This is a genomic window from Buchnera aphidicola (Schlechtendalia chinensis), from assembly GCF_001648115.1.
In the GTDB taxonomy this organism is placed as follows: domain Bacteria; phylum Pseudomonadota; class Gammaproteobacteria; order Enterobacterales; family Enterobacteriaceae; genus Buchnera_B; species Buchnera_B aphidicola_N.
The window spans coordinates 387,564-412,245 of sequence record NZ_CP011299.1; the positions used below are offsets into that span (position 1 = coordinate 387,564).

24 protein-coding genes and 1 tRNA gene are annotated in these 24,682 nt (G+C 26.1%); 11 read left to right on the forward strand and 14 right to left on the reverse strand.

Annotated elements, in window-relative coordinates; translation table 11 throughout:
* Window positions 1-277 precede the first annotated feature (277 nt).
* From pnp to greA, 12 genes are all read right to left on the reverse strand, one after another.
* On the reverse strand, window positions 278-2,371 hold the full coding sequence (pnp, locus tag XW81_RS01720; RefSeq protein WP_075474234.1) for a polyribonucleotide nucleotidyltransferase: 2,094 nt from the start codon (window positions 2,369-2,371) through the stop codon (window positions 278-280).
* Between the two features lie 244 nt (window positions 2,372-2,615).
* Window positions 2,616-2,888 (reverse strand): 30S ribosomal protein S15, encoded by a 273-nt coding sequence (gene rpsO / locus XW81_RS01725; RefSeq protein ID WP_075474235.1) that lies wholly within the window; start codon window positions 2,886-2,888, stop codon window positions 2,616-2,618.
* Window positions 2,889-3,000: 112 nt separating this feature from the next.
* On the reverse strand, window positions 3,001-3,927 hold the full coding sequence (gene truB / locus XW81_RS01730; protein WP_075474236.1) for a tRNA pseudouridine(55) synthase TruB: 927 nt from the start codon (window positions 3,925-3,927) through the stop codon (window positions 3,001-3,003).
* A 27-nt stretch (window positions 3,928-3,954) separates the two neighbouring features.
* Window positions 3,955-4,314 carry a 30S ribosome-binding factor RbfA gene (gene rbfA / locus XW81_RS01735; RefSeq protein WP_075474433.1) on the reverse strand — a complete coding sequence of 120 codons (360 nt, stop codon included), beginning with the start codon at window positions 4,312-4,314 and terminating at the stop codon, window positions 3,955-3,957.
* A gap of 43 nt (window positions 4,315-4,357) precedes the next feature.
* Entirely contained in the window at window positions 4,358-6,985 is a 2,628-nt protein-coding gene (infB, locus tag XW81_RS01740; RefSeq protein WP_416377906.1) for a translation initiation factor IF-2, read from the reverse strand.
* A gap of 19 nt (window positions 6,986-7,004) precedes the next feature.
* The gene (nusA, locus tag XW81_RS01745; RefSeq protein ID WP_075474237.1) at window positions 7,005-8,492 is read right to left on the reverse strand and encodes a transcription termination factor NusA; all 1,488 of its coding nucleotides are present in this window, start codon (window positions 8,490-8,492) and stop codon (window positions 7,005-7,007) included.
* A 279-nt stretch (window positions 8,493-8,771) separates the two neighbouring features.
* Window positions 8,772-8,856 (reverse strand) — tRNA-Leu (locus XW81_RS01750).
* 45 nt (window positions 8,857-8,901) lie between these two features.
* Complete coding sequence (gene secG, locus XW81_RS02975; RefSeq protein WP_075474238.1) at window positions 8,902-9,138, reverse strand: preprotein translocase subunit SecG; 237 nt, start codon at window positions 9,136-9,138, stop codon at window positions 8,902-8,904.
* A 51-nt stretch (window positions 9,139-9,189) separates the two neighbouring features.
* Window positions 9,190-10,515, reverse strand: coding sequence for a phosphoglucosamine mutase (gene glmM / locus XW81_RS01760; protein WP_075474239.1), 1,326 nt, complete (start codon window positions 10,513-10,515; stop codon window positions 9,190-9,192).
* Between the two features lie 344 nt (window positions 10,516-10,859).
* Window positions 10,860-12,689, reverse strand: a complete 1,830-nt coding sequence (gene ftsH / locus XW81_RS01765) for an ATP-dependent zinc metalloprotease FtsH (protein ID WP_075474240.1) — start codon at window positions 12,687-12,689, stop codon at window positions 10,860-10,862.
* A gap of 56 nt (window positions 12,690-12,745) precedes the next feature.
* Window positions 12,746-13,378 carry an RlmE family RNA methyltransferase gene (locus XW81_RS01770; protein WP_228860897.1) on the reverse strand — a complete coding sequence of 211 codons (633 nt, stop codon included), beginning with the start codon at window positions 13,376-13,378 and terminating at the stop codon, window positions 12,746-12,748.
* 285 nt (window positions 13,379-13,663) lie between these two features.
* Window positions 13,664-14,143 (reverse strand): transcription elongation factor GreA, encoded by a 480-nt coding sequence (greA, locus tag XW81_RS01775; protein ID WP_075474242.1) that lies wholly within the window; start codon window positions 14,141-14,143, stop codon window positions 13,664-13,666.
* Between the two features lie 482 nt (window positions 14,144-14,625).
* On the opposite strand from greA, the gene XW81_RS01780 reads away from it, so the two are divergent.
* The 5 genes from XW81_RS01780 to cgtA all read left to right on the forward strand — a co-directional run bounded on the left by XW81_RS01780 (window position 14,626) and on the right by cgtA (window position 18,294).
* On the forward strand, window positions 14,626-14,886 hold the full coding sequence (locus XW81_RS01780) for a BolA family protein (RefSeq protein WP_075474243.1): 261 nt from the start codon (window positions 14,626-14,628) through the stop codon (window positions 14,884-14,886).
* The gene (gene murA, locus XW81_RS01785; RefSeq protein WP_075474244.1) at window positions 14,883-16,133 is read left to right on the forward strand and encodes a UDP-N-acetylglucosamine 1-carboxyvinyltransferase; all 1,251 of its coding nucleotides are present in this window, start codon (window positions 14,883-14,885) and stop codon (window positions 16,131-16,133) included. The genes XW81_RS01780 and murA overlap by 4 nt, the downstream gene beginning before the upstream one ends.
* A 308-nt stretch (window positions 16,134-16,441) precedes the next feature.
* A complete protein-coding gene (gene rplU, locus XW81_RS01790) occupies window positions 16,442-16,756 on the forward strand; it encodes a 50S ribosomal protein L21 (RefSeq protein ID WP_075474245.1) in 315 nt (104 codons plus the stop codon).
* 10 nt (window positions 16,757-16,766) lie between these two features.
* Window positions 16,767-17,030: a 50S ribosomal protein L27 gene (rpmA, locus tag XW81_RS01795; RefSeq protein WP_075474246.1), complete on the forward strand. Its 264-nt coding sequence runs from the start codon at window positions 16,767-16,769 to the stop codon at window positions 17,028-17,030.
* 184 nt (window positions 17,031-17,214) lie between these two features.
* Entirely contained in the window at window positions 17,215-18,294 is a 1,080-nt protein-coding gene (gene cgtA, locus XW81_RS01800) for an Obg family GTPase CgtA (RefSeq protein ID WP_075474247.1), read from the forward strand.
* A gap of 207 nt (window positions 18,295-18,501) precedes the next feature.
* Here the strand turns inward: cgtA and rpsI are convergent, their stop codons facing one another.
* Both rpsI and rplM read right to left on the reverse strand, forming a co-directional pair.
* A complete protein-coding gene (gene rpsI / locus XW81_RS02870; RefSeq protein ID WP_195182276.1) occupies window positions 18,502-18,891 on the reverse strand; it encodes a 30S ribosomal protein S9 in 390 nt (129 codons plus the stop codon).
* Between the two features lie 12 nt (window positions 18,892-18,903).
* Window positions 18,904-19,332, reverse strand: coding sequence for a 50S ribosomal protein L13 (gene rplM / locus XW81_RS02875; protein WP_195182277.1), 429 nt, complete (start codon window positions 19,330-19,332; stop codon window positions 18,904-18,906).
* Between the two features lie 499 nt (window positions 19,333-19,831).
* Here rplM and XW81_RS01810 point away from each other — a divergent pair, with 499 nt between their 5' ends.
* The 6 genes from XW81_RS01810 (at window position 19,832) to rplS (ending at window position 24,554) form a co-directional block, all read left to right on the forward strand.
* The gene (locus XW81_RS01810) at window positions 19,832-20,965 is read left to right on the forward strand and encodes a chorismate mutase (protein ID WP_075474248.1); all 1,134 of its coding nucleotides are present in this window, start codon (window positions 19,832-19,834) and stop codon (window positions 20,963-20,965) included.
* A 174-nt stretch (window positions 20,966-21,139) separates the two neighbouring features.
* Window positions 21,140-22,501 (forward strand): signal recognition particle protein, encoded by a 1,362-nt coding sequence (gene ffh, locus XW81_RS01815; protein WP_075474249.1) that lies wholly within the window; start codon window positions 21,140-21,142, stop codon window positions 22,499-22,501.
* Window positions 22,502-22,574: 73 nt separating this feature from the next.
* Window positions 22,575-22,829: a 30S ribosomal protein S16 gene (rpsP, locus tag XW81_RS01820; RefSeq protein WP_075474250.1), complete on the forward strand. Its 255-nt coding sequence runs from the start codon at window positions 22,575-22,577 to the stop codon at window positions 22,827-22,829.
* A gap of 89 nt (window positions 22,830-22,918) precedes the next feature.
* Window positions 22,919-23,383 carry a ribosome maturation factor RimM gene (gene rimM / locus XW81_RS01825; protein ID WP_228860898.1) on the forward strand — a complete coding sequence of 155 codons (465 nt, stop codon included), beginning with the start codon at window positions 22,919-22,921 and terminating at the stop codon, window positions 23,381-23,383.
* A 19-nt stretch (window positions 23,384-23,402) separates the two neighbouring features.
* Window positions 23,403-24,161 (forward strand): tRNA (guanosine(37)-N1)-methyltransferase TrmD, encoded by a 759-nt coding sequence (gene trmD, locus XW81_RS01830; protein ID WP_082252582.1) that lies wholly within the window; start codon window positions 23,403-23,405, stop codon window positions 24,159-24,161.
* A gap of 42 nt (window positions 24,162-24,203) precedes the next feature.
* Window positions 24,204-24,554 (forward strand): 50S ribosomal protein L19, encoded by a 351-nt coding sequence (rplS, locus tag XW81_RS01835; RefSeq protein WP_075474253.1) that lies wholly within the window; start codon window positions 24,204-24,206, stop codon window positions 24,552-24,554.
* Window positions 24,555-24,682: the final 128 nt, after the last annotated feature.

Here is a 24,682-nt window from a genome sequence, read left to right on the forward strand (position 1 = left end):
GCATCAAATAAAACACTATAGAAATTTTGTTTCATAAAATACAAACCATTATATATAAAGAAAGATATGAATTTTATTGAATGTTTAAATGTGTTTTTTATTAATATATATATAAAGTATAAAAAACTTAAAGTTTTATAATACTTTTTCAAATAAAATTAAAACAATTATATTAATTAATATTTATATATTGCGTTAATCTATATATTTATTCTTTTTTTAAATATGCTTATTTAAATATTTTATAACACAAAATATTATTAACATAAACTAGAATTTAATATAATACTTTTTGATTCTCTTTAATACTTAATCGCAATCTTCCTTGCCTATCTATCTCTAATACCTTTACAAAAACTTTTTGATCTAAACACAGATAATCTGTAACTTTCTCTATTCGCTTGTTGGAAATTTGTGAAATATGAACTAATCCTTCTTTTCCAAATCCAATAGATACGAATGCACCAAAATCAACAATACGAGTTACTGTTCCAGTGTAAATTTTACCTACTTTAATTTCAGCTGTAATTTCTTTAATTCTACGAATAGCATTTTTAGCTTTTTCTTTTATCATTGCAGAAATTTTAACTGTTCCATTATCTTCAATTTCAATAGTAGTTCCTGTTTCCTCAGTTAACATGCGAATCACTGAACCACCTTTGCCAATAACGTCCTTTATTTTTTCAGGATTTATTTGAATTGTATGAATTCGAGGTGCAAACTCAGAAATATCCTTTCTTGGAAATTCTAATGTCTTTTTCATAACGTTTAAAACGTGTATTCTAGCTTTTTTAGCTTGATAAAGTGCTAATTTTACAATCTTGATAGTAATACCTTCAATCTTTATATCCATTTGCAAGGCAGTAATTCCTGCTTCACTTCCAGCGACTTTAAAATCCATATCTCCAAAATGATCCTCATCTCCTAAGATATCAGATAATATTACAAAATTGTCTTTTTCTTTTATCAATCCCATAGCTATTCCAGCTATAGCTGAAGATATAGGAACACCTGCGTCCATTAAAGCCAAAGAAGCTCCACAAACAGAAGCCATAGAAGAAGAACCATCAGATTCAGTAATTTCGGATACAACACGTATTGTATAAGGAAATTTTTCCAATTTTGGCATTATTGATAATATACTGCGTTTTGCTAATTTCCCATGACCTATTTCACGACGTTTAGGAGAACCTGTAATACCTATTTCTCCTACAGAATAAGGAGGAAAATTGTAGTGAAACAAAAAATTATCTGTTCGATCTCCAAGTAATTCATCTACATTTTGAGCATCTCGAGACGTTCCTAATGTTACTGATACCAAAGATTGTGTTCCTCCTCTCGTAAATAACGCAGATCCATGTACCCTTGGTAATATTCCTGTTCTAATGTCTAGATCTCGAATAATATCTTTTTTTCTACCATCTATGCGCAACTTACTATTCAAAATACGGTTTCTAACTATATCTTTTTCAATATCGAGAATTACGGACTTAATTTCTGACTCGTTTATCAAAGAATTCTCACTAGTTAAAATAGAAATTGTATCTAATTTAATTTTGTTTAATGTTTTCATTCTTTCTTTTGTATCAATAATTTTATATGCATTATTGATACATTCTTTAGATAAATCAATAACTCGTAATCTCAAATTTTCATCTATAGTATGTAAACAATTGTCTAACATAGGTATAGTAACTTTACTAGCAAAAATATTAATGTTTTGAATAACTATTTGCTGTTGTTGATGTCCAAAAGTAATAGCTTCCATTATTTCATCTTCAGAAAACATATTAGATCCAGATTCAACCATAAGAATCGACTTTTTTGTCCCAGATATTATTAAGTCTAAATTACTAGATTTAATTTGCTCAACATTTGGATTTAATATATATTTATGATTTAAGTAACCAACTCTAGCAACACCAATAGGACCGAAAAATGGTAATCCAGATATGCTCAAAGCAGCAGATGCACCAATTATAGCGACAACATCGGGATTAATTTGAGGATTTAATGAAACAACTGTTGCAATAATTTGAACATCATTGAAAAATCCTTTTGGAAATAGAGGACGAATAGGACGATCAATTAAACGAGCAATTAATATTTCATTTTCACTAGGTCTACCTTCACGTCTAAAAAAACCGCCAGGTATTCGACCTGCAGCATATGTTCTTTCTTGATAATTTACAGTTAGCGGAAAAAAATTTTGATCAGATGATATTTTTTTTTGACTAACAACAGTAACTAAAACTGAAGTATCATCCATACTAGCCATTACCGCTGCAGTAGCTTGTCTTGCTATTAAACCTGTTTCTAATGTAACAGTATTCTGACCATATTGAAATTTACGTATAATAGGGTTTAACAAAATAATGTCCTTAATATATTACAATTTGCATATTTACAAAACATAAATTAATACTTATAATCCTTGTTCATCTAAAAAATGTAATAGTTTCTAAAATAAATTAAATTTTTTCAAGATTTTAAAAAATTTAAAACATTTTATGTTTAAAAAGCTAAAATTTTTTAAAAAGGGCTATTGCCCTTTTAAAAAAGTATTTTAATAATTTTTAAATTTTTAATATAGACAACATATTTTTATTTGTCGATTAGCGACGCAATTCTAATTGATCAATTATATTAGTATAACGTAATATATTTTTATTTTTCAAATAATTTAATAATTTTCGACGATGTGACACCATATTTAATAATCCACGTCGACTACAATGATCTTGTTTATGAACAGAAAAATGTCGTTGTAAACAATTAATTTTATTAGTTAACCAAGCAATCTGTACTTCAGATTTTCCACTATCTTTTTCATTAAGTCCAAATTTTTTAATCAATTCACTACTTTTAAAAACAATGTTAAGAGACATTTTACCATACTCCATGTAATATATGTTAATAATGTAAAAAAGCTTACAACTCATGTTTTTGAAGCATATTATCTAAGACATTATTATATAATTTTTGTATTAAGAATAAATTTTAAAAATTAGTAGAAATTAAACGATAAGGAAATAACTCTTGAAACTTATTTATTTTTCCTAATCCAATAAAAATTCTATTTTCACCCTCTGTAATACGAACAAAAGGACTATAAATATAATAAAAAATTTTTATTTTTTCTCCGTTTTTTATTTTTTTTGATTTATCAAAAGACAAGTTTAATTCTGGGAAAATTAACACAGGAAAATCTAAAGGAATAAAAAATTTTGTTAACTCTTTTAAAACAAATTTTTTATCTTTTTCATATAACTCTTGTAATTTTTTAACTGTAATCATTTGAGAAATAGGATAATTACCTACTTGAATTCTATGTAATTTAATTACATGTGCACCACATCCCAACTTTTCCCCTATATCTTCTACTAAAGTTCTAATATAAGTTCCTTTAGAACACAAAACCTCTAATTCTAAACAAAAATTTTCGTAATTAACACATTTTAACTTATAAATTACGATTTTTCGACTGTTTCTAGGTATACAAACCCCTCTCCGAGCATATGTATATAATGATTTTCCTTTATATTTTATCGCAGAATACATAGAGGGGATTTGATCAATAATTCCATGAAAAGAATTCAAAATTTTAATTAATTTTGAAAATGTGAAATTTATTGTTCTAAATTTGATAATCGCGCTTTCAGAATCAGATGTTTTTGTAGTTTGTCCAAGCTTGGCAACTACTCGATAATGTTTATTAGAATTAATTAAAAATTGAGAAAATTTTGTTGCTTCCCCGAAACAAATTGGCAACATTCCTGTAGCAATAGGATCTAAGGATCCTGTGTGACCTGCTTTTTTTACATTTAAAATTTTTTTTACTGTTTGCAAAACTTGATTAGAAGAAAAACCACTTGGCTTGTCTACTAAAAGTATACCATTAATAATAGTACGTTTTTTAAAAAACATTTAACTATCCTTGTTTATTAAACAATTTTATTTCTTAAAAGATCTATTAATCAAATTACTAATTTTGACACCCTGAATATACGAATCATCATAAACAAAATTTAAAATAGGAATTACACGTAAGCAAATTTTTTGTGCCAATAAATATCTTATGTATCGTGAAGATTTTGTCAACATTAGCATAATATTTTTATGAGACATATTACTATCATTGTTATCGAATATACTAACATATATTTTAGAATGACAAAGGTCACGCGAAATTTTAACTCTTGATATAGTTATCAAATTTTTAAAGCGAGAATCTGTTAACGAATAACGAATAATCCATGATATCGTTTTTTGTAATTCTTTAGATATACGAAAAAGACGATTTGATTGAAACATTTCTATAAATTCTCCACTCACTATTACCAAAAAAAATTAAAAATTATTGTGAAGTTGTCTTAATTTCTAACGAACGGAACGTTTCGATTAAATCGCTAACGCAAATATCGCTATAATTTTTTATTCCAATTCCGCATTCTACTCCATTTCTAACTTCGCTAGTATCTTCTTTAAATCTTTTTAATGATTCCAATCTTCCTTCATAAATTACTTTGTTTTTTCTCAATATTTTAATTAAATCATGTCTTCTCACTATACCTTCTATAACCATACATCCAGCAACACTACCAAAATTAGGAGACTTAAATACATTTCTTACTTCTGCTAATCCTATTATTTCTTGTTTATATGTAGGAGATCTCATACCATGTATAGACCTTTTTATTTCATCAATAATGTGATATATAACTGAATAATGTCGAAAATCTAAATTTTCAGATTCAATAATACGCTGTGCAGAAAAATCAGCTTTAACATTAAATCCTATAATTATAGCTTTAGAAGCAAAAGCAAAATATGCATCAGTCTCTGTAACATTTCCAACTCCCTTTCCTATAATATTTACTTTTGCATTACTATCCGATAATTTATTAAGAGAATCTGAGATAGCTTCTAACGAACCTTGAACATCAGATTTCAAAACAATATTTAATTCCAAAATCTTATCTTTTTTAATTTTTTCAAAAATGTTAGATAACTTAAACGAAGATTTTTTTGTTAACTTTTTTTCTCTAAATTTCATTTGGCGATATATTGAAACCTCTTTAGCTTTCTTTTCATCACCAACAACAACAACTTTATCTCCAGCTATAGGGATTCCTGATAATCCTAATATTTCAACCGGAATAGAAGGACTTGCAAACTGCACCTCTTTTCCTAAAGAATTTTTAATAGCACGAATTTTCCCATATTCTAATCCACATAATACGATGTCTCCTTTTTTTAATGTACCTTCTTGGATTAAAATTGTAGCAATAGGACCTTTTCCTTTGTCTAAAAATGATTCAATAACTAAACCTGTAGCCATTCCAGAAATTGTTGTTTTTAATTCCAACATCTCAGATTGCAATAAAATAGATTTTAACAAATTATCTATTCCTTCTCCTGTTTTAGCTGAAATATTCACAAAAATGTTATCACCACCCCATTCTTCTGGAAGAATATTATATTTTATTAATTCATTTTTAACCTTTTCAGGTTCTGAATTAGGTTTATCTATTTTGTTTATTGCAACTAAAATGGGAACTGATGCTGCTTGAGCATGTTGTATCGCTTCAATAGTTTGAGGTTTTACTCCATCATCAGAAGCTACTACTAAAACCACTATATCAGTAATTTGAGCACCACGAGACCTCATAGCAGTAAAAGCCGCGTGTCCTGGAGTATCTAAAAACGTTATTATTTTTTTTCTTACTTCAATATGATAAGCACCTATATGCTGTGTTATTCCACCTGCTTCTTGAGAAGCAATTTTAGTTAATCTAATATAATCTAACAATGAAGTTTTTCCATGATCTACATGTCCCATAATAGCTACTATAGGAGGACGAATTTGTACACGTTCATTACTAATATCACGATTTTTCATGATATCTTGTTCCAACTTATCTTCATGATATATAGTAACTTTATGACCCATTTCTTCTGCTACTAACTGCGCCATATCTTTGTCTAAACTTTGATTAATAGTGACAATATAACCTAACTTCATCATTTTTTTAATTATTTCAGAACTTTTTACAGCCATTTTATTTGCTAATTCACATACCGTAATTACATTATTAATAGTTATGTCTCTATTAATAACACATGATGGTTTCATAAATATTTGTTGTAAAGTACTATTTTGACAAACCTTATTACTCTTCTCTAAATTACTAAAACTCTTATAATTTTCATGATTAAATTTTTTATCTAAATACGTTTTATTGTTTCTATTATTTGTATTTTTTATTTTTTTTTGATGATGTAGACGATTATTGTCTTTTATCCCTGTATAACGATTAAAATTACGAGCACTAATTGTATTAGAAACATTACGTGATTTTTTTCGAATTAAATCTTTAGACCAGTTATTTTTTTTATCTTTGTTTTTTTTGGTTTCTTTGAGAATAGGACTTAAAACATTTTCATTATATTGTAGTTCTATTTTTTTAGAAGAAACATTATTACAACCAATATTTTGGAATATAGAATTTACCTTTTTTTCTGCATTATTGACATTTACATCTTTTTTTATATTATTTAAAGTGTCATTTTTCTTAGAAACGTTCTTAGCAGAATGATGAAAATGACTAATTTTTTGTTCTGAATTAGACAATAACTCATATTCGTTTTTAATAGAGTTATATGAAACATCATCTAATGTACTATTATTAATACCTTCTTTAGGTTTCGTATATGTTTTATGTTTCCTAATTTCAACATATACGCATTTGTTTTTACCTCCCATATTAGATATATTTAAAGTACTACGGGTTTTTCGTTTTAAAGTTAATGTATTTTTTAAAACATGGTTAGTATTCTTAAAATATTTTTCTAAAATTTTTTTTTCATTTTTAGTTAAAAAATTATAATTATCTTTAATAATACCTGCTTTAACGCATTTTTGTACTAATTTTTCTACTGAAATATTCATTTCTTTAGATAATATATTTATGTCTATTTCCATAATTGTAATTATTCCTATTTTATACCTTTTCACCAAACCAACATATATTCCGTGCTTTCATGATTAAAGCACCAGCTGTATCAACATTAAGTTCTTCAATATCTACTAAATCATCTATACCTTGATCAGCTAATTCTTCCAAACTATAAATATTTTTTTTTGCTAGTTTTTCAGCAATTACCTGATTCATACCGCTTAAATTTAAAAGTTCCTGTCTAGGTTTTTTTTTATCTAAATTTTTTTTATTTTCTTGCTCTATAGAAATTAGCGCTTTTTTTGCTTCTGAACGAATTAAAAATGCTAATTCTTCTCTAAATCCATTGATATTTAATAATTCGTTAAAAGGTACATAAACTAACTCTTCAATTGAAGAAAATCCCTCTTTAACTAAAATTTTTAAAAATTTTTCATCAACTTTTAAATATTTTTTAAAAATACTTAAAATTTTATCAGCTTCTTTCTGATGTTTTAACTTCAAATCATCAGTTGTCATAACATTAATTTCCCAACTACTCAGTTGAGAAGCTAATCTAACATTTTGACCATTTCTTCCAATAGCTTGTGCTAAATGTTCGGAATGCACAGCAACATCTATTGAATGACTTTCTTCATCTACTACAATAGAAGAAATATCTGCTGGAGCCATTGAATTGATAACAAACTGAGCTGAGTTACTATCCCAAAGCACAACATCAATTCGTTCACCACATAATTCATTAGAAACTGCTTGTACACGAGCACCTCTCATGCCTACACATGCACCCACTGGATCAATTCTCTTGTCATTGCTTTTAACTGCAATTTTAGATCTCGATCCTGGATCACGAGCTGCTGCTTTTATCTCAATAATTTCTTCTCCTATTTCTGGAACTTCAATTCTAAAGAGTTCAATTAGCATTTCAGGTCTAGATCTACTAACAAATAACTGTGCACCTCTAGATTCAGGACGAATAGAGTATAAAACACCTTTTATGCGATCTCCTATCCGAAAGTTTTCTCTCGGTAACATTTCTTCTTTTAGAATTAATGCTTCAGCATTATTTCCTAAATCTAAAGTAACACTATCTCTATTATTTTTCTTAACTATTCCTGTTACAATTTCGCCAATATGACTTTTAAATTGATTTACAACCATTGACCTTTCAGCTTCTCTAACTTTTTGAACAATTACTTGCTTTGCTGTTTGAGTGGTAATTCTATCAAATGTAACTGATTCTAGTACATCTTCTACATAATCATTTATTTTTATTAATTCGTTCTCATATTTAGCAGCTTCAAATGTAATTTCTTTCGTTGGATTTAAAACTTCTTTAACAACTAACCATCTACGAAACGTTTTAAAATTTCCATTTTTTCGATTAATTTTTACTTGAATATCAATATCTTGATTATATTTTTTCTTAGTTGCTATTGCTAATGCACTTTCTAAAGCTTCAAAAATTTTTTCACGGGGTAGAGATTTCTCATTAGAAACAGCTTCCACAACAGCTAAGACTTCTTTATTCATCTTAGTTTACCTCAATTCATAAAATAATATTGTGGAATTTAAAATATCTCATGGCAAACTTTTAAAAATAAAAATATATTTTGTTTTTTAAAAATAAAAATTTCAAAAACAAAAATTTTACATATTAGTAATAAAATTTCACTTAAATTAATAAAAATATTTTTAAATATTATAACTAGAATTTAAAAAATTATTTTAATTTTATTAAATTTTTAAGTCCTCGGTAATTTTAATATAACAAAATCCCCGTTTAGTTCGGGGATTTTGTTATATTAAAATTACCGAGGACGGGACTTGAACCCGCATACTAAATAAAAGTACTACCTCCTCAAGATAGCGTGTCTACCAATTTCACCACCTCGGTACAATTTAAAAACTATTTATTCAATAAAAATACTTAAGACATCATTTAAAATATATTATTATAATTAACGTTACATATTATTAAACTAATTAAAAAAAATAAAAAAGCTAATATACTAATAATTTTAGTTAATGTATTATTGCTATAATTTGTTATTATTTGTTTCGATTTTTCTAAACCGAAAACAGTATTTACATCACTATTTTTTCCATTTTGAATCATAATAAAAAATATTAAAAAAATAGAAACAAAAATAAAAATTCCCAAACAACAATTATACATATATCCTTCCTCATTATTTTAAAAAATCAAATTTAAAATGTAGAAACAAATCTAAAATTCTTTTTTTAACTCATGAGAAATAAAAGAAACAATGTTTTTATCTTCATCTTCTATCATAATTCTAAAACAAGGTTCTGTTCCAGATCGTCTTAAAAGTATACGACCAAATCTCCCTAAAGTTTTCTTATACTTAGAAACAATAAACTCAATTTTTTTATATTGTAAAACAACATCATGTTCCGAAAATTTTATATTCGTCATTTCTTGAGGAAATAATTTTATATCAGAACATAATTGAAATAAACTTAAACGAGTATCGACCATAATTTTTATAATTTGTAGACTAGTAATAACACCATCTCCAGTAGGTGATTTATTTAACATTATAACATGGCCAGAGCTTTCTGAACCAAACGTCCATTCGTTTTCTTTCAATTTTTTTATTATGTTTTTATCTCCTAACTGAGTTTTAACAAAAGGAATCCTTAATTTTTTTAGAGCTATTAACAAACCATTATTACTCATAACAGTACCAACTACACCTTCTTTTTTATTTTTACAATACAATAAAAATTTTGCTAAAATATATAAAATATGATCTCCATTTACTCTATTTCCCAAATGGTCAATCATAATTACACGATCTCCATCACCATCAAAAGCTAAACCTATATCTGCTCTGTGAAATAAAACTTTTTTTCTTAAATTATTAGTATTAATTGCTCCACAATTTTTATTAATGTTATATCCATTAGGACGAACAGATATCGTTATCAAATTTGCTCCAAAATCCCTAAAAATTCTAGGTGCTACCTTATAGACTGAACCATTAGCACAATCTAATACAATTTTAATATTGTTTAAATTAAAGTAAAATGGAAAAATAGATTTACAAAATTTAATATATTCCTTATTCGCAAAATTCACTTTCTTAATTAAAGAACAACGAATCATATTTCTATAAATTATAGGTTTTTTTAATTCCTTTTCAATTTTTTGTTCTACAAAAGATGATGCTTTTAAACCTTCTTTTAAGAACAATTTCAAACCATTATCTACGAACAAATTATGAGACGCTGATATCACTATACCAACTTCTAATCTTAGAAATTTTGTTAAATAACCAACAGCTGGAGTAGATACTATTCCTAAAGACATTACATAAACTCCAGAGGCGGATAAACCCGAACTCAATGCAGATTCTAACATACAACCAGAAATTCGAGTATCCTTTCCTATTATTACTTTTCTAATACTATTTTTAAATAATAACTTTCCTATAACTATTCCAAGTTTTAAAAAAAACTCCGGAGTAATTGGAAAAATTCCAACCTTTCCACGAATACCATCAGTTCCAAAATATTGTTTAGAGTTCAAGTTTTAATCCTTATAATTATATCAAAATTTAAATTTTAAAATAGTGTCAAATTTCATAATAAAAAAAGTATGTAAATTATATGATTCTTTTGTAAAAAAATTCTTATAATACACAATTTTAGAGAAAAAATTACAAAAGCAACGTGACTTTAAATGATATTTAAAATTTTGTTCATAATCGTAAGCTATCTCTTAAATGTTTATAAGAGATAGCAATAAAAATTTTAAAAAATAACATCTTAAAATGTGTTTTACTAAAATCAAAAACACAACATTGTATAAAATCAAACTAATTATAACTTTAAAAATTAAAAATAAAGAAAAATTAATAATTTAAATATAGTTTAATTGTTATTTTCATGCCATCCATCTGGAGTGCGTACAGTTTTTCTTTCCATTAAATCGTTAATTTGACAAGAATCAATTGTTTCATACTTAATTAAAGCGTCTTTCATAGCATGAAGAATATCTAAATTTTCACGCAATATTTTTTTTGCTCTTTGATAATTTTTCTCTATTAACAATTTTACTTCTTCATCAATTATTCTTGCTGTCTCATCCGACATATGTTTTGATTTCGCTACCGTTCTACCCAAAAAAATTTCACCTTCTTCTTCAGAATACAAAAGAGGCCCTAATCTCTTTGAAAATCCCCATTGTGTTACCATATTTCTAGCTAAGCTAGTCGCAACTTTAATGTCGTTAAAAGCACCAGTAGACACATTATTAGAACCGTAAATTATTTCTTCTGCAAGTCTACCCCCATACAAAGTAGATATTTGACTTTCTAGCTTATTTTTACTTAAACTTAATACATCATCTTCTGGTAAAAAAAACGTTACTCCTAATGCTCTACCTCTTGGAATAATAGTAACTTTATGAGCAGGATCATGTTCTGGAACTAATCTTCCTACAATGACATGCCCTGCTTCATGATATGCTGTAGACTCTTTCTGCTTATCAGTTATTACCATAGAACGTCTTTCAGTTCCCATAATAATTTTGTCTTTTGCTCGCTCAAAATCGAACATTGAGACTACTTGACGATCAGTACGCGCTGCAAACAAAGCTGCTTCATTAACTAAATTAGCTAAATCTGCTCCAGAAAATCCAGGCGTTCCACGAGCTATAATCATAGGATTAACATCTTTTCCTAAAGGAACTTTTTTCATATGTACTTTTATTATTTGCTCACGACCTCGAATATCTGGTAATGCAACAAAAATTTGGCGGTCAAATCTACCAGGTCTTAACAAAGCGGGATCTAAAACATCTGGACGATTAGTAGCTGCAATGAGAATAACTCCTTCGTTTCCATCAAAACCATCCATTTCTACTAGCATTTGATTTAATGTTTGTTCCCGTTCATCGTGCCCACCTCCCAATCCAGCTCCTCTTTGACGACCTACAGCATCAATTTCATCAATAAAAATTATACATGGTGCAGATTTTCTGGAATGTTCAAACATATCTCTAACTCTTGATGCACCAACTCCTACAAACATTTCGACGAAATCAGATCCTGAAATAGTAAAAAAAGGAACTTTAGCTTCACCAGCAATAGCTTTAGCTAAAAGGGTTTTCCCAGTTCCAGGTGGACCCACCATTAAAATACCTTTTGGAATTTTACCACCCAACTTTTGAAACCTACTCGGTTCCCTGAGATAATCTACTAATTCTTTTACTTCAGATTTAGCTTCATCACAACCAGCTACATCAGAAAAAGTAATTGTTATTTGATTTTCAGATAACATTCTAGCTTTACTTTTTCCAAAAGACATAGCGCCCTTTCCACCACCAATATGCATTTGTCTCATAAAAAAAACCCAGATTCCAATTAATAACAGCATAGGAAACCATGAGACAAAAACAGAAGTTAAAAAGCTAGGATCTTCTTGTATCTCTCCTACTACTTTGATATTTTTAACTAATAAAGTATCTAATAATTTAGGATCATGAATAGGAATATATGTTGTATATCTACTGTTGTCTTTTTTAACTACATTAATTTCACGCCCATTAATATACGTCTCGCGAATTTGATCTTGATTGACTTCTGATAAAAAAGTAGAATAATCTACTTTTCGATAATTTATGTTATTAGCATTAAAATTCTGAAAAATAGATAACACTACAGCTGCAATTACTAACCAAAGAATTAAGTTCTTAGCCATATCGCTCAAGAGATTAACCTCACAATTTAAAACTATTAAACAAACAAATAAAATAATTATTTTGTTCGCTCTGATGCTATAATATATACTTCCCTAGAACGTGTTCGAGAAGAATTAGGTTTAAAAATTTTTACTTTAATGAACAAAGTTCTTATTTCTTCAACTAGCACATTAAATTGTTCTCCATAAAACGATTTTATTAATAATTTTCCATGATTACACAATACTCTTTTAGAGATTTTTAACGCTAATCGATTTAATTCTAATAAACGAGGATTATCAATGCAACGAGATCCAGTCATATTTGGAGCCATATCTGACATAACTAAATCTACTTTTCTATTTATAAAAGATAATAAAGAGTTTAAAAAAATCGAATTTTTAATATCACCTTGCAAAAAATAAACGTTTTTAACAGGCAACATAGGTAATATATCGCATGCTACAATATGTCCTGAATTTCTCACAATTTTACTTGCATATTCAGACCAACCTCCAGGAGAAGAACCAAGATCTATTATAGTCATTCCTTTTTTAAATAATTTATTCTGTTTATTTATATCTTCTAATTTAAAGTAAGCTCTAGAACGAACATTCTTTTTAAAAGCTAAGGTTACGTATTGATCTCGAAAATGTTGTTTTAACCAATTTTTAGAACTCAAAGAACGAGATTTAGACACTAATGACACCACGCTTAAAAATGTTTATTTCAAAAAATAGTTTAAAAAATAATGTACAAATAATCACAATTATACAATATTTAAGAATTTTTAGAACAATTTAATTTGAATAGACGTGAAACACGAATAAATATTTTTAAAATATTAAAATTAACTTCGCAATTTTCATGTTATAATAAAGCTATTACATTTATAATACTGTAAATAAATAATATCATATTGGTTTTTTTTTTAGGAATGTATATTTCAAAAAAAACGTACTTTAAATTGTCTCTTATAACTAAACAATTACCTTCACTTATATTCTACCTTTAATATCTTATACTTTATATTTCCAGATGGAGTTTGAATTACAGCAATATCATTAACCTTTTTACCAATTAATCCACGAGACATAGGAGAATTAATAGAAATTAAGTTCAATTTGAAGTCTGATTCATCATCTCCTACAATACAATAAGTAAACGTTTTTTTTATACTTAAATTACAAATAGTAACTGTAGATCCAAAAACAACGATTCCACAATTTTTCATCTTTTTAATATCAATTATTTGAGATTTGGATAATTTTAATTCAATTTCTTTAATTCTTCCTTCACAAAAACTTTGTTCTTCTTTTGCAGCATGATATTCTGCATTTTCTTTTAAATCACCATGTTGACGCGCCTCTACTATAGAAGCTATTATCTTAGGTCTCTTTTCTTTTTTAAGAGTTTCAAGTTCTTTACGAAGCTTTTCAGAACCTAGTAAAGTCATCGGAATTCGATTATTCATCTTTTCACCTTAAAATATTCCATAAGAAACTAGTAACAAAGTTAAAATTTCTTCATTAATTTTAACTATATAATAATATTAATTATAGAAATTATTTAAGAAATTACTAAAATTAAATAAAGACAAAAAACGTTTTAATTAAAATTAAACCATTTTAAAATATAAAATAAATTATTTAAAAAGTACAAGTTAAAATATTTTAAATTTTCATAAAAAACTAATTTTAGTGTTTTCTAAATATAAAAAATGAAAATATAATTAAAAACAGAATTCTATTATAAAAAATAATTTTGTATTTTCATAATTTTTTATATACTTTTTAGAAATTTTACAAATATTTAAAAATCTAAAACATTAATGTTTATTAAAAATTAAAAGTTTTAATCACTTAAATATGTTTCTCATGACTAAAAATTAGAGATATATTCATAAGTTACGTTCTGATATTATGTAATTAATAAAACTTTGGGAACGTTCAATTTATGATTATAGAATCAATAAAAAATTTATTAAAAAACTCTTTATCATTAAAAAAAGTTAAAGTAAAAGGAGATAATTATTACATTGAAATAATAGCTATTGATGATATTTTTCAGAATAAAAGTGAAGTAGAAAAACAAAAAATGATTTATTCAAAACTAATGGACTACATTTCAAATAAAACTATTCATTCCGTTTCAATAAAAACATATTCTTTAAAAGAATGGGAGAATAACAAAAAATTATTACTTAAGAATCAATGAAAACATGTTATATAACTGGTCCTACTAGTCTTTCTGGAGAAGTAAAAATATCTGGCTCAAAAAACGCTGCATTACCAATATTATTGACATCAATATTAACAAAAGAATCAATAGAATTGTATAATGTTCCAATACTCCAAGACACTATAAATATAATCAAAATATTATCTAAACTAGGAGTTAAAATAAAAGTCGGAAAAGAAATGTATTTAAATGCTGGACAAATAAGAAATTGTGCTATATCCAATCATATGACAAAAAAAACACGCGCTTCTATATGGATATTAGGTCCACTTTTAGCAAGATTCGGTTATGCAAAAATATCATTTCCAGGTGGATGTAACATAGGAAAAAGAAAAATTGATTTACATATATTTGGATTGAAAAAGTTAGGAGCTACAATTAAAATATGCAAAAACCACATAATAGGAGTTGTAGTAGGAAAACTAAAAGGTGCGAACATCACGTTATCTAAAATAAGTGTAGGAGCAACCGTTACAATTATGAGCACAGCTACTCTAGCTCTAGGAATAACTACTATTTCAAATGCTGCGCGTGAACCAGAAATTATTGATGTCGCAAATTTTCTCAATAACTTAGGAGCTAAAATTATCGGTGCGGGAAGTCATAAAATTATTATCAAAGGAGTAAATAAATTACATGGAGGCACATACAAAATTATACCTGATAGAATTGAAACAGGAACTTTCTTAATAGCAGCAGCTATCTCTCAAGGAAATATAATTTGTTATAATTCTAAGCCTAAAATGTTAACCTGTTTATTAAAAAAGCTCACTAAAACCGGAGCACGAATAAGAACTGGAAATGATTGGGTTAGTCTCAATATGTCTAACATTAATCCAAAAGCTATAAATATCGTAACATCCCCATATCCAGGTTTTCCAACTGATATGCAAGCACAATTTACATTATTGAATTTAGTTGCTACTGGAAACAGCAAAGTTACTGAAACTATATTTGAGAATCGATTTATACACATACCTGAATTAATAAAAATGGGAGCACTAGCAATTGTAAAAAAAAATTCAGTCTTTTGTTACGGAGTAAAAAAATTGCATTCAGCTAAAATTATTGCGTCGGATTTGCGTGGATCTTCTAGCTTAATATTAGCTGGATGTATTGCAAATGGAAACACTATTGTAAAAAATTCTAATTTTGTTACGCGAGGATACGAAAATTTCTATAGTAAACTAAAGATCATAGGTGCTAAGATAAAAAACAAGTAAAACTTTATTTTAATAATGTTAATATGTTGAAATTAAAATTCTATTCATAGCCTGTCCTTAACTTACATTTTGAAAATATGTATTTGTTATTTAAAAAAAATATTTTTTTAAAAACTATATTAACTAAACAATCTAATATTTTCTAATACAATTTTTAAACACTTTGAATTAGAATTTTCAACAAAACTTTTAAAAACCTTAATTTTTTTTAAAATTTATATTTAGACAATGTTAAAAATAAAGTGTACAACTTAAATTTAACAAAATCGTTAAAATTTTAGAATACGTTAAAAACGTGGGAAAATGCTATGTATGCAATTTTTAAAAATGGTGGAAAACAATATAAAGTTAAGAAAAATCAAATTATAAAACTGGAAAAATTAAATTACGATGTTGGAAAAAAAATTCAATTTAAAGATGTTTTAATGATTTCAGATGAGAATACGATAGAAATAGGAAATCCAATACTGAGAAAAAGTATTATATCAGCCGATATTATCGGACACGGACGTCATAAAAAAATCAATATAACTAAATTTAATAGAAGAAAACACTATCTAAAACATCAAGGTCATCGTCAATCTTATACTAAAATTTTAATTACAGACATTTGTAAAAATTAAGGGAAAATAAATGGCACATAAAAAGGCAGGTGGATCAACTAGGAACGGAAGAGACTCACGATCTAAAAGATTAGGTGTAAAACGTTTTGAAGGGGAATTAATATTACCAGGAAGCATTATAGTACGTCAAAGAGGTACAAAATTTCATGCAGGGGAAAACGTAGGTTGCGGAAAAGATCACACTTTATTTGCTAAAATTAAAGGAAAAATAAAATTTCAAAGAAAAGGATTAATTCAAAAAAAAGTTGTAAATGTTATTCCATGTAAAAACTGAAACATTATTTAAAAAAACTTTTCACAAATTAAAAGTATCCATTTCAAGGGTACTTTTAATTTGTGAAAAAAATAAAAATTTTTTTGAAAATTTAAAATAATAATAAATTTTAAAAACAATTGTTATTGTATCAAAAATATAAAAAGGTTTTCAAAATACATATAACTCTAAGGATATCAAAAAAATGAAATTTTTAGATAAAGCGGTAATTTGTATTATAGCTGGAGATGGAGGTGATGGATGCATTAGTTTTAAACGAGAAAAATACATACCAAAAGGAGGACCAGATGGAGGAGACGGAGGAAACGGAGGAAATGTATGGATAAAAGCTAATAGAAATTTAAATACTCTCGTAGATTTCAGATTTAAAAAAATTTTTAAAGCACAAAACGGAGAAAATGGAAAAAATAAAAAGAAATCAGGAAAAAAAGGAAAAGATATTATAATATGTGTTCCGCTTGGAACAAGAATAATTGACAATAATACTAAAGAAATTATAGACGACGTTGTAAAAGATATGCAACTAGTATTAATTGCAAAAGGAGGATGGCATGGATTAGGTAATACAAGATTTAAATCTTCTACAAATAGAACACCAAAAAGATGCACTATAGGAACTAAAGGAGAACAACGAGATATTCAATTGGAACTAATGTTATTAGCTGATGTAGGTACATTGGGATTACCGAATTCCGGAAAATCAACACTAGTAAGTAGTATGTCTTCAGCAAAAACTAAAATAGCAAACTATCCCTTTACAACACTGAATCCAGTCTTAGGAACTGTAAGAATTAGCAAAAGTACAAGTTTTGTAATTGCAGATATACCGGGTTTAATTGAAGGAGCTTCTCAAGGAAAAGGATTAGGTATACAATTTTTAAAACATTTGAATAGATGTCGTCTATTACTACATATAGTCGATATTTCAATAAAAAATCAATATATTATATTAAATAACATAAAAACAATTTTAAAAGAAGTACGAAATTATGACAAAAATTTAAAAAATAAACCAATATGGATAATATTTAATAAAATTGATTTATTAAAGAAAAGAGATATAGAAATTATCACAATATTTATTAAAAAAAGAATACATCCTATTCAAACACGCTTTTATTTAATTTCCTCTATAACCAAGTTAGGTATCGAACAAATGTGTAAAGATATCATCATACATTTTTCAAAAAAAAATGTTTTCTCTAGAAATGTAGAATTTTGTACTAATATCTTAGAATCTGAATTCTATCAAAATAAAATTTAAAATATGTTTATTATCCTCAACTAAAAATTAAAATAATAATATTATTATTCAAATTTAAAAAAACCAATATTTTTATTAATCTTTTTTAAAATTAACACAATCACAATATTATACATTTTTTATATCAAAATAATTGAAAATAAAAAAAAACCACCCGGAACTCCGGGCATAAATATTCCAAAATTTTAAATATTTTCTTTGAGAAAATTAACGTTTAGAAAATTGAGGGCGTTTTCTTGACTTCCGCAATCCTACTTTTTTTCTCTCAACTTTACGAGAATCACGAGTAACAAATCCTAGTTTTCTTAAATCACTTCGAAAAGAAGCATCATAGTCTATTAATGCTCTAGTAATTCCATGACGAATTGCACCAGCTTGTCCAGAAATTCCACCACCTTTAACAGTAATATATAAATCACATTTTTTTGACATATCAACTATTTCTAAAGGTTTTTTTATAATTATAGAAGTCGTTTTACAACTAAAATAATTTTTTAATGTACGATTATTAATCGTAATTTTACCTGTCCCGGATCTGAGAAACACCCTAGCAGAAGAGTTTTTTCTACGACCAGTTCCATAATTATATCGGTTCATTATTTTTCCTAATTAAATAATCAACATTTTCGGATTTTGTGCTATATGTATGTGATCATTATCCGAATAAACTTTAAGCTTTTTAAACATTTCGCGACCAAGAGGACCTTTTGGAAGCATTCCTCGAACAGCTATTTCGATTACTCTAGTAGGAAATCGAGAAATCATATCTTTAAATGTAAACTTTTTAATACCACCAACATATCCAGTATGACGATAATAATATTTATTAATATACTTTTTACCAGTTACTAATATTTTGCTAGCATTAATGACAATTAAATAATCTCCAACATCAACATGAGGAGTATATTCTACTTTATGTTTTCCACGCAGTCTTGCTGCAACATAAGAAGATAATCGTCCTAAAATTTTTCCTGTAGCATCAATACAATACCACGTTCTTACGATACTCTGAGTTTTTGCAGAAAAACTTTTCATATTCAATGAGTCCATATAAAATTCAAATTTTAAAAAATTTTTGTAACAATTTTAAATAAAAATAAAATTATAAAAAGTCTAATCAAGAACAACATTAAAAATGTTATAAAAATATTTTGTAGTAAACTAATCGACATCATTTGGATTTTAAAAGATAAAGATATATTATACATATTCTTATTAAATTTGAGTATTTATAATACTACAAAAAAATTAAAAATACTTTAAAATAGTTAACATGTATCATTATTTTTAAAATAAAAAACATTAGTACAATGTTGAATTCATTTTAATATTTTGTACTTTCAAATATATAATGAAATTATACAAAAAAATTTAAACTCATAAATATTAAAAAGTTTTAATTTAAAATGCCGCTATTTTAGTTAAGATTTCTATTCTGAAATTAATATTTTTTAAAATCATGATAAAAATTAAAATTTTTAAAATAGCTCTCTCAAAATCATATACTCAAAATTAGTGCGAAAGGCAGTAAAATATGAAGTCTACGAGTACTTTACTAGCATTACGAAATATTATTAATACATTAGATAAAGACTTAATCACCTTACTCGCTAAAAGAACAGAAATAGCAATAAAAATAGCGAAAATAAAAGTACAAAAAAATTTCCCCATAAAAGATGTAGAAAGAGAACAATCTTTATTAAATAATTTGACTATATTTGGAAAAGAATGCAACCTTGAAAATACATATATTAAAAAATTGTTCAAAATAATTATTAAAAATTCAGTATTGACTCAAAAAAATTGGATACAAAATCATTATTGTAAACAAAAAGAAATAAAAAAATTTTCTTTTCTCGGCGACTTAGGATCATATTCCTATGATGCTACTAAAAAATACGCAAATAAAGAATGCCAATTTTTTACTAAAGATTTCTGTCATACTTTTCAAGAAGTTATTGAAAATGTTGAAAATAACAATTCTGATTATGCAGTACTACCAATAGAAAACAATTCTTCAGGATCAATTGATGAAACATATTCTATTTTAAAAAGTACAAAATTATCAATTATTAGTGAAGTCAACATTCCCATACATCATTGTTTACTATCTCACAAAAAAACTCAATTAATGGATATAAAAACCATATATAGTCATAAGCAACCCTTTATACAATGTAGCAAATTCATTCAACACTTTCCAGATTGGAAAATAAAATATACTAATAGTACTACTGATGCAATGAAAAAAGTTTCTAGAAGTGAAAACTATACATCTGCTGCGTTAGGTAATGAAAAATGTGAAAAAATATATAAATTAAAAACTATATCTAGAAACATTTCAAATATATCAAAAAATATAACTAAATTTATAATATTACAAAAACATCAAATTGATGTTCCAGAAAACATCCCATCTATAACAAAAATTATGGTATTAATAAAAAATAAAGAAATGTTAGTTAAAAAGATCATAAATACAATTAAAGAATATAATTTACAGATAAGACAATTAAAATCATATAAAACTTTAGAAACATCATCAGAATTAACAATTTTTATTGACATCAAAAATAACGTTAATACAAATCAAATAAAACATATTTTGCATAAATTAAATAATATTTCCATAATAAAAATATTAGGATGTTATCCAATTGACGAATAACCTTCAAAATTTTTATTAAGTAATAATTTTACATAGTTTTAAATGTAACTCTATTTAACTAAGGTAAAATAGAGTATGTATTATGATACACACAAAGTCATAGATCTAATAAAAATACTATTTTTAACAAAATTGATTCAAAAAACTTATAAATTAATTGTTGAGTAAAAAATTATGTTTAAAAATTTAACAGAACGATTTTCAAAAATATTTAATAAATTATCTAACCAAGGGAAATTAACTGAAAAAAATATTAAAGAAACTCTACGAGAAGTAGAACAAGCATTACTAGAAGCAGACGTAGCATTATCAGTAGTTCAAAATTTTACGAGTTCTATATCTAAAAGTTGTATTGGAAAAAGTATTGAAAAAAGTTTTACTCCAGGTCAAGAGTTAATAAAAATAGTTAAGCAAGAATTAATAGAAATACTAGGAAAAGAAAACAATCATTTAAATTTATCAACTCAAAATCCATCAGTAATTATGATAGTTGGACTACAAGGACACGGTAAAACTACAAGTATAGTAAAATTAGGAAAAATGTTAAAAAATACTAAAAATAAAAAGATATTATTAGTATCTACCGATATTTATCGTCCAGCTGCAATAAAGCAACTTGAAGTGTTGTCAAAAAAAGCAAAAATTGATTTTTATCCTTCTAACATTGATCAAAAACCAATACAAATAGTAACTAAAGCACTAGAATTTGCTGCATTAAAACTTTATGACATACTATTGATTGATACTGCTGGTCGCCTCCATACTGATAAATATATGATTGATGAAGTCACAAATATACAAAAAAAAATTCAACCCATTGAAACTCTTCTAGTAATCGATGCCATGGTAGGGCAAGATGCAATAAATATTGTAAATAACTTTAACACAAACATGTCTATTACCGGATTTATTATAACTAAAACAGATAGTGATACTAGAGCAGGAATTGCATTATCAATGAGATTTATTACAAAGAAACCAATTAAATTTATCAGTCATGGAGAAAGTTTAAACGAATTTGAAATATTTCATCCTAATAGAATTGTTAACAGAATTCTTGGGATGGGTGATATGTTATCTCTAATAGAAAATATCAAAAATAAAATTAATAAAGAAAACATTAAAAAATTCACTCATACAATAAAAAGTCAAAACAAATTTAGTTATAACGATTTACTAGTACAAATACAACAAATTAAAAAAATCGGAAACGTTACTAAAATATTAAATAAATTACCAAAAACAGGAACAATATTTAAAAATATTCAATACAATATAAACGAACAATTACTATTTAAAATGGAAACAATAATTCATTCGATGACTATAGAAGAAAGAAAAAAACCAGAATTAATAAAAGGATTGAGGAAACGACGTATTGCAAAAGGATCAGGAATATCGATACAAGAAATAAATTCGTTACTAAAACAATTTAATAATATAAAAATGATGGTAAATACTATCAAAAAGGGTGGGATAAGTAAAATGATGAAAGGAATAAATAAAATTGTTAACAATAAATCTTTAAGAAAATGAAATGTTTTTATATATTTTTTTTTGAGTTATACTATTTCAAAACAATTACAATTATCAAAAGGATTTAACTATTATGGTAAAAATTCGATTAGCAAGAATTGGATCTAAAAAGCGTCCATTTTATAAAATAGTAATTGCCGACAGCAGATGTCCAAGAAATGGAAAATTCATAGAAAAAATAGGATTTTTCGATTCGATAGCGTCAAAAAAAAATAAAAATATCAATCTAAACTTTGAAAGGCTACAGTACTGGTTACAAAATGGTGCTTTAATGTCCAATAAAGTAAAATATTTAGTAAAAACATTTTCAAAAAAACAAAATACTTAAAGGAAAATTATATTATAAATACCACAAATAAATGTTTTAAAAACTTAATAATTGCACAATTTGGATCTCCTAATGGAATACTAGGATGGATTCGTGTTTTTTCTTTTACAGAAAATAAAAAAAACATTTTTAAATACTTTCCTTGGTACATTCAAAATAAAAAAAAAATTACTCATGTTCAAAGTTGGAAAGATAGGAATAAGTATTTTGTAATAAAAATCGAAAATATTCAAACTCGTTGTATGGCTAATACATTAAAAAACTGTCACATATATATTAATTCAAATATATTACCAAAGCTTCAAAATGAAGATTACTATTGGAAAGATATTATATCCTGTTCTATATATAATATACAAAACCAAAAATTAGGAATAGTAACTAATTTAATTAAGACACCAGCTCATGATGTTCTTGTTATTAGCAATAAATCAAAAAATAATATTAAAGTAAATAAAAATATATTAATACCTTTTATTGAAAAAAAAATTATTAAAAAAGTTAGCATCATTGAAAAAACAATTATAGTAGATTGGAATTACAATTTTGAATAGCAAAATTCTTGAAAAAACAATGTCACCTTTTCAAATAGCAATAATTAGCATTTTCCCAGAAATGTTTCAAACTATTATTAATTATGGAATTACTAGAAAAGCAATAAAAAAAAATATTATTAACATTAATATCTTAAATCCAAGAGACTATGTAAAGAATAAATATCGAAACATTGATGATCGTCCCTACGGAGGAGGATTCGGTATGCTAATGAAAGCAGAACCACTAAAACTAGCTATCGAACATGCTAAATCCATTATAAAATCCAGTGCGAAAGTATTATACTTATCGCCCAAGGGATCCAAATTAAATCAAAAAAAAATTTCAGTACTATCAAAAAAAAAACGAATAATATTATTATGTGGACGATATCAAGGAATTGACGAAAGATTAATACATAGCAAAATTATAGATGAAGAAATTTCTATAGGAGATTACATACTCAGTGGGGGGGAATTACCTGCTATGATTTTAATCGATATGTTATGTCGATTACTTCCCGGAGCTTTAGGAAAAAATAGATTAAAATCATATGATTCTTTTCATAATGGATTATTAGAATGTCCACATTACACTAGACCTAAAGTTTTTCAAAATATATCTGTTCCCAACATCTTATTGTCGGGAAATCATAAAGCAATAAAAACCTGGAGATTAAAACAATCACTAGGTCAAACTTGGCAAAAAAGACCAGATTTATTAAAAAAAATTGTACTTACGCAAGAAAAAATTGACTTACTCGAGCAATTCAAAAAAGATATTTTACAAGTAAAATAGAAATAAAAAAACTTATGATAATATAAAAAAGGCGTTATTAATGTGAATATTATTCAAATAATAGAAAAAGAACAAATGAAAAAAAATATCCCTATATTTAGGACAGGAGATACAATAGAAGTGCAAGTATGGGTATCAGAAGGATCTAAAAGAAGAATTCAGCTATTTGAAGGTATAGTTATATCCAAACGTAACAGGAACTTTAATTTTTCATTTTGTGTTAGAAAAATATCTAATGGCGACGCTATAGAACGAGTATTTCACATCAATTCTTACAACATTGGAAACGTCGTCATTAAAAAAAGGGGTGATGTTAGAAAATCAAAACTATACTATTTGAGAAATAGAATAGGAAAATCAGCTAAAATTAAAGAACTATTAACTAAAAAATGACATTCTTTAAACTAATTATTTTTTCTTTTTTTTTAAAATAATATCATGCAGTCATATTTACCACAATTTGACTGCACAAATTAAAAATATTTAAAAAATTTTGTAGAAATCGTAAAATTAATCGAGAA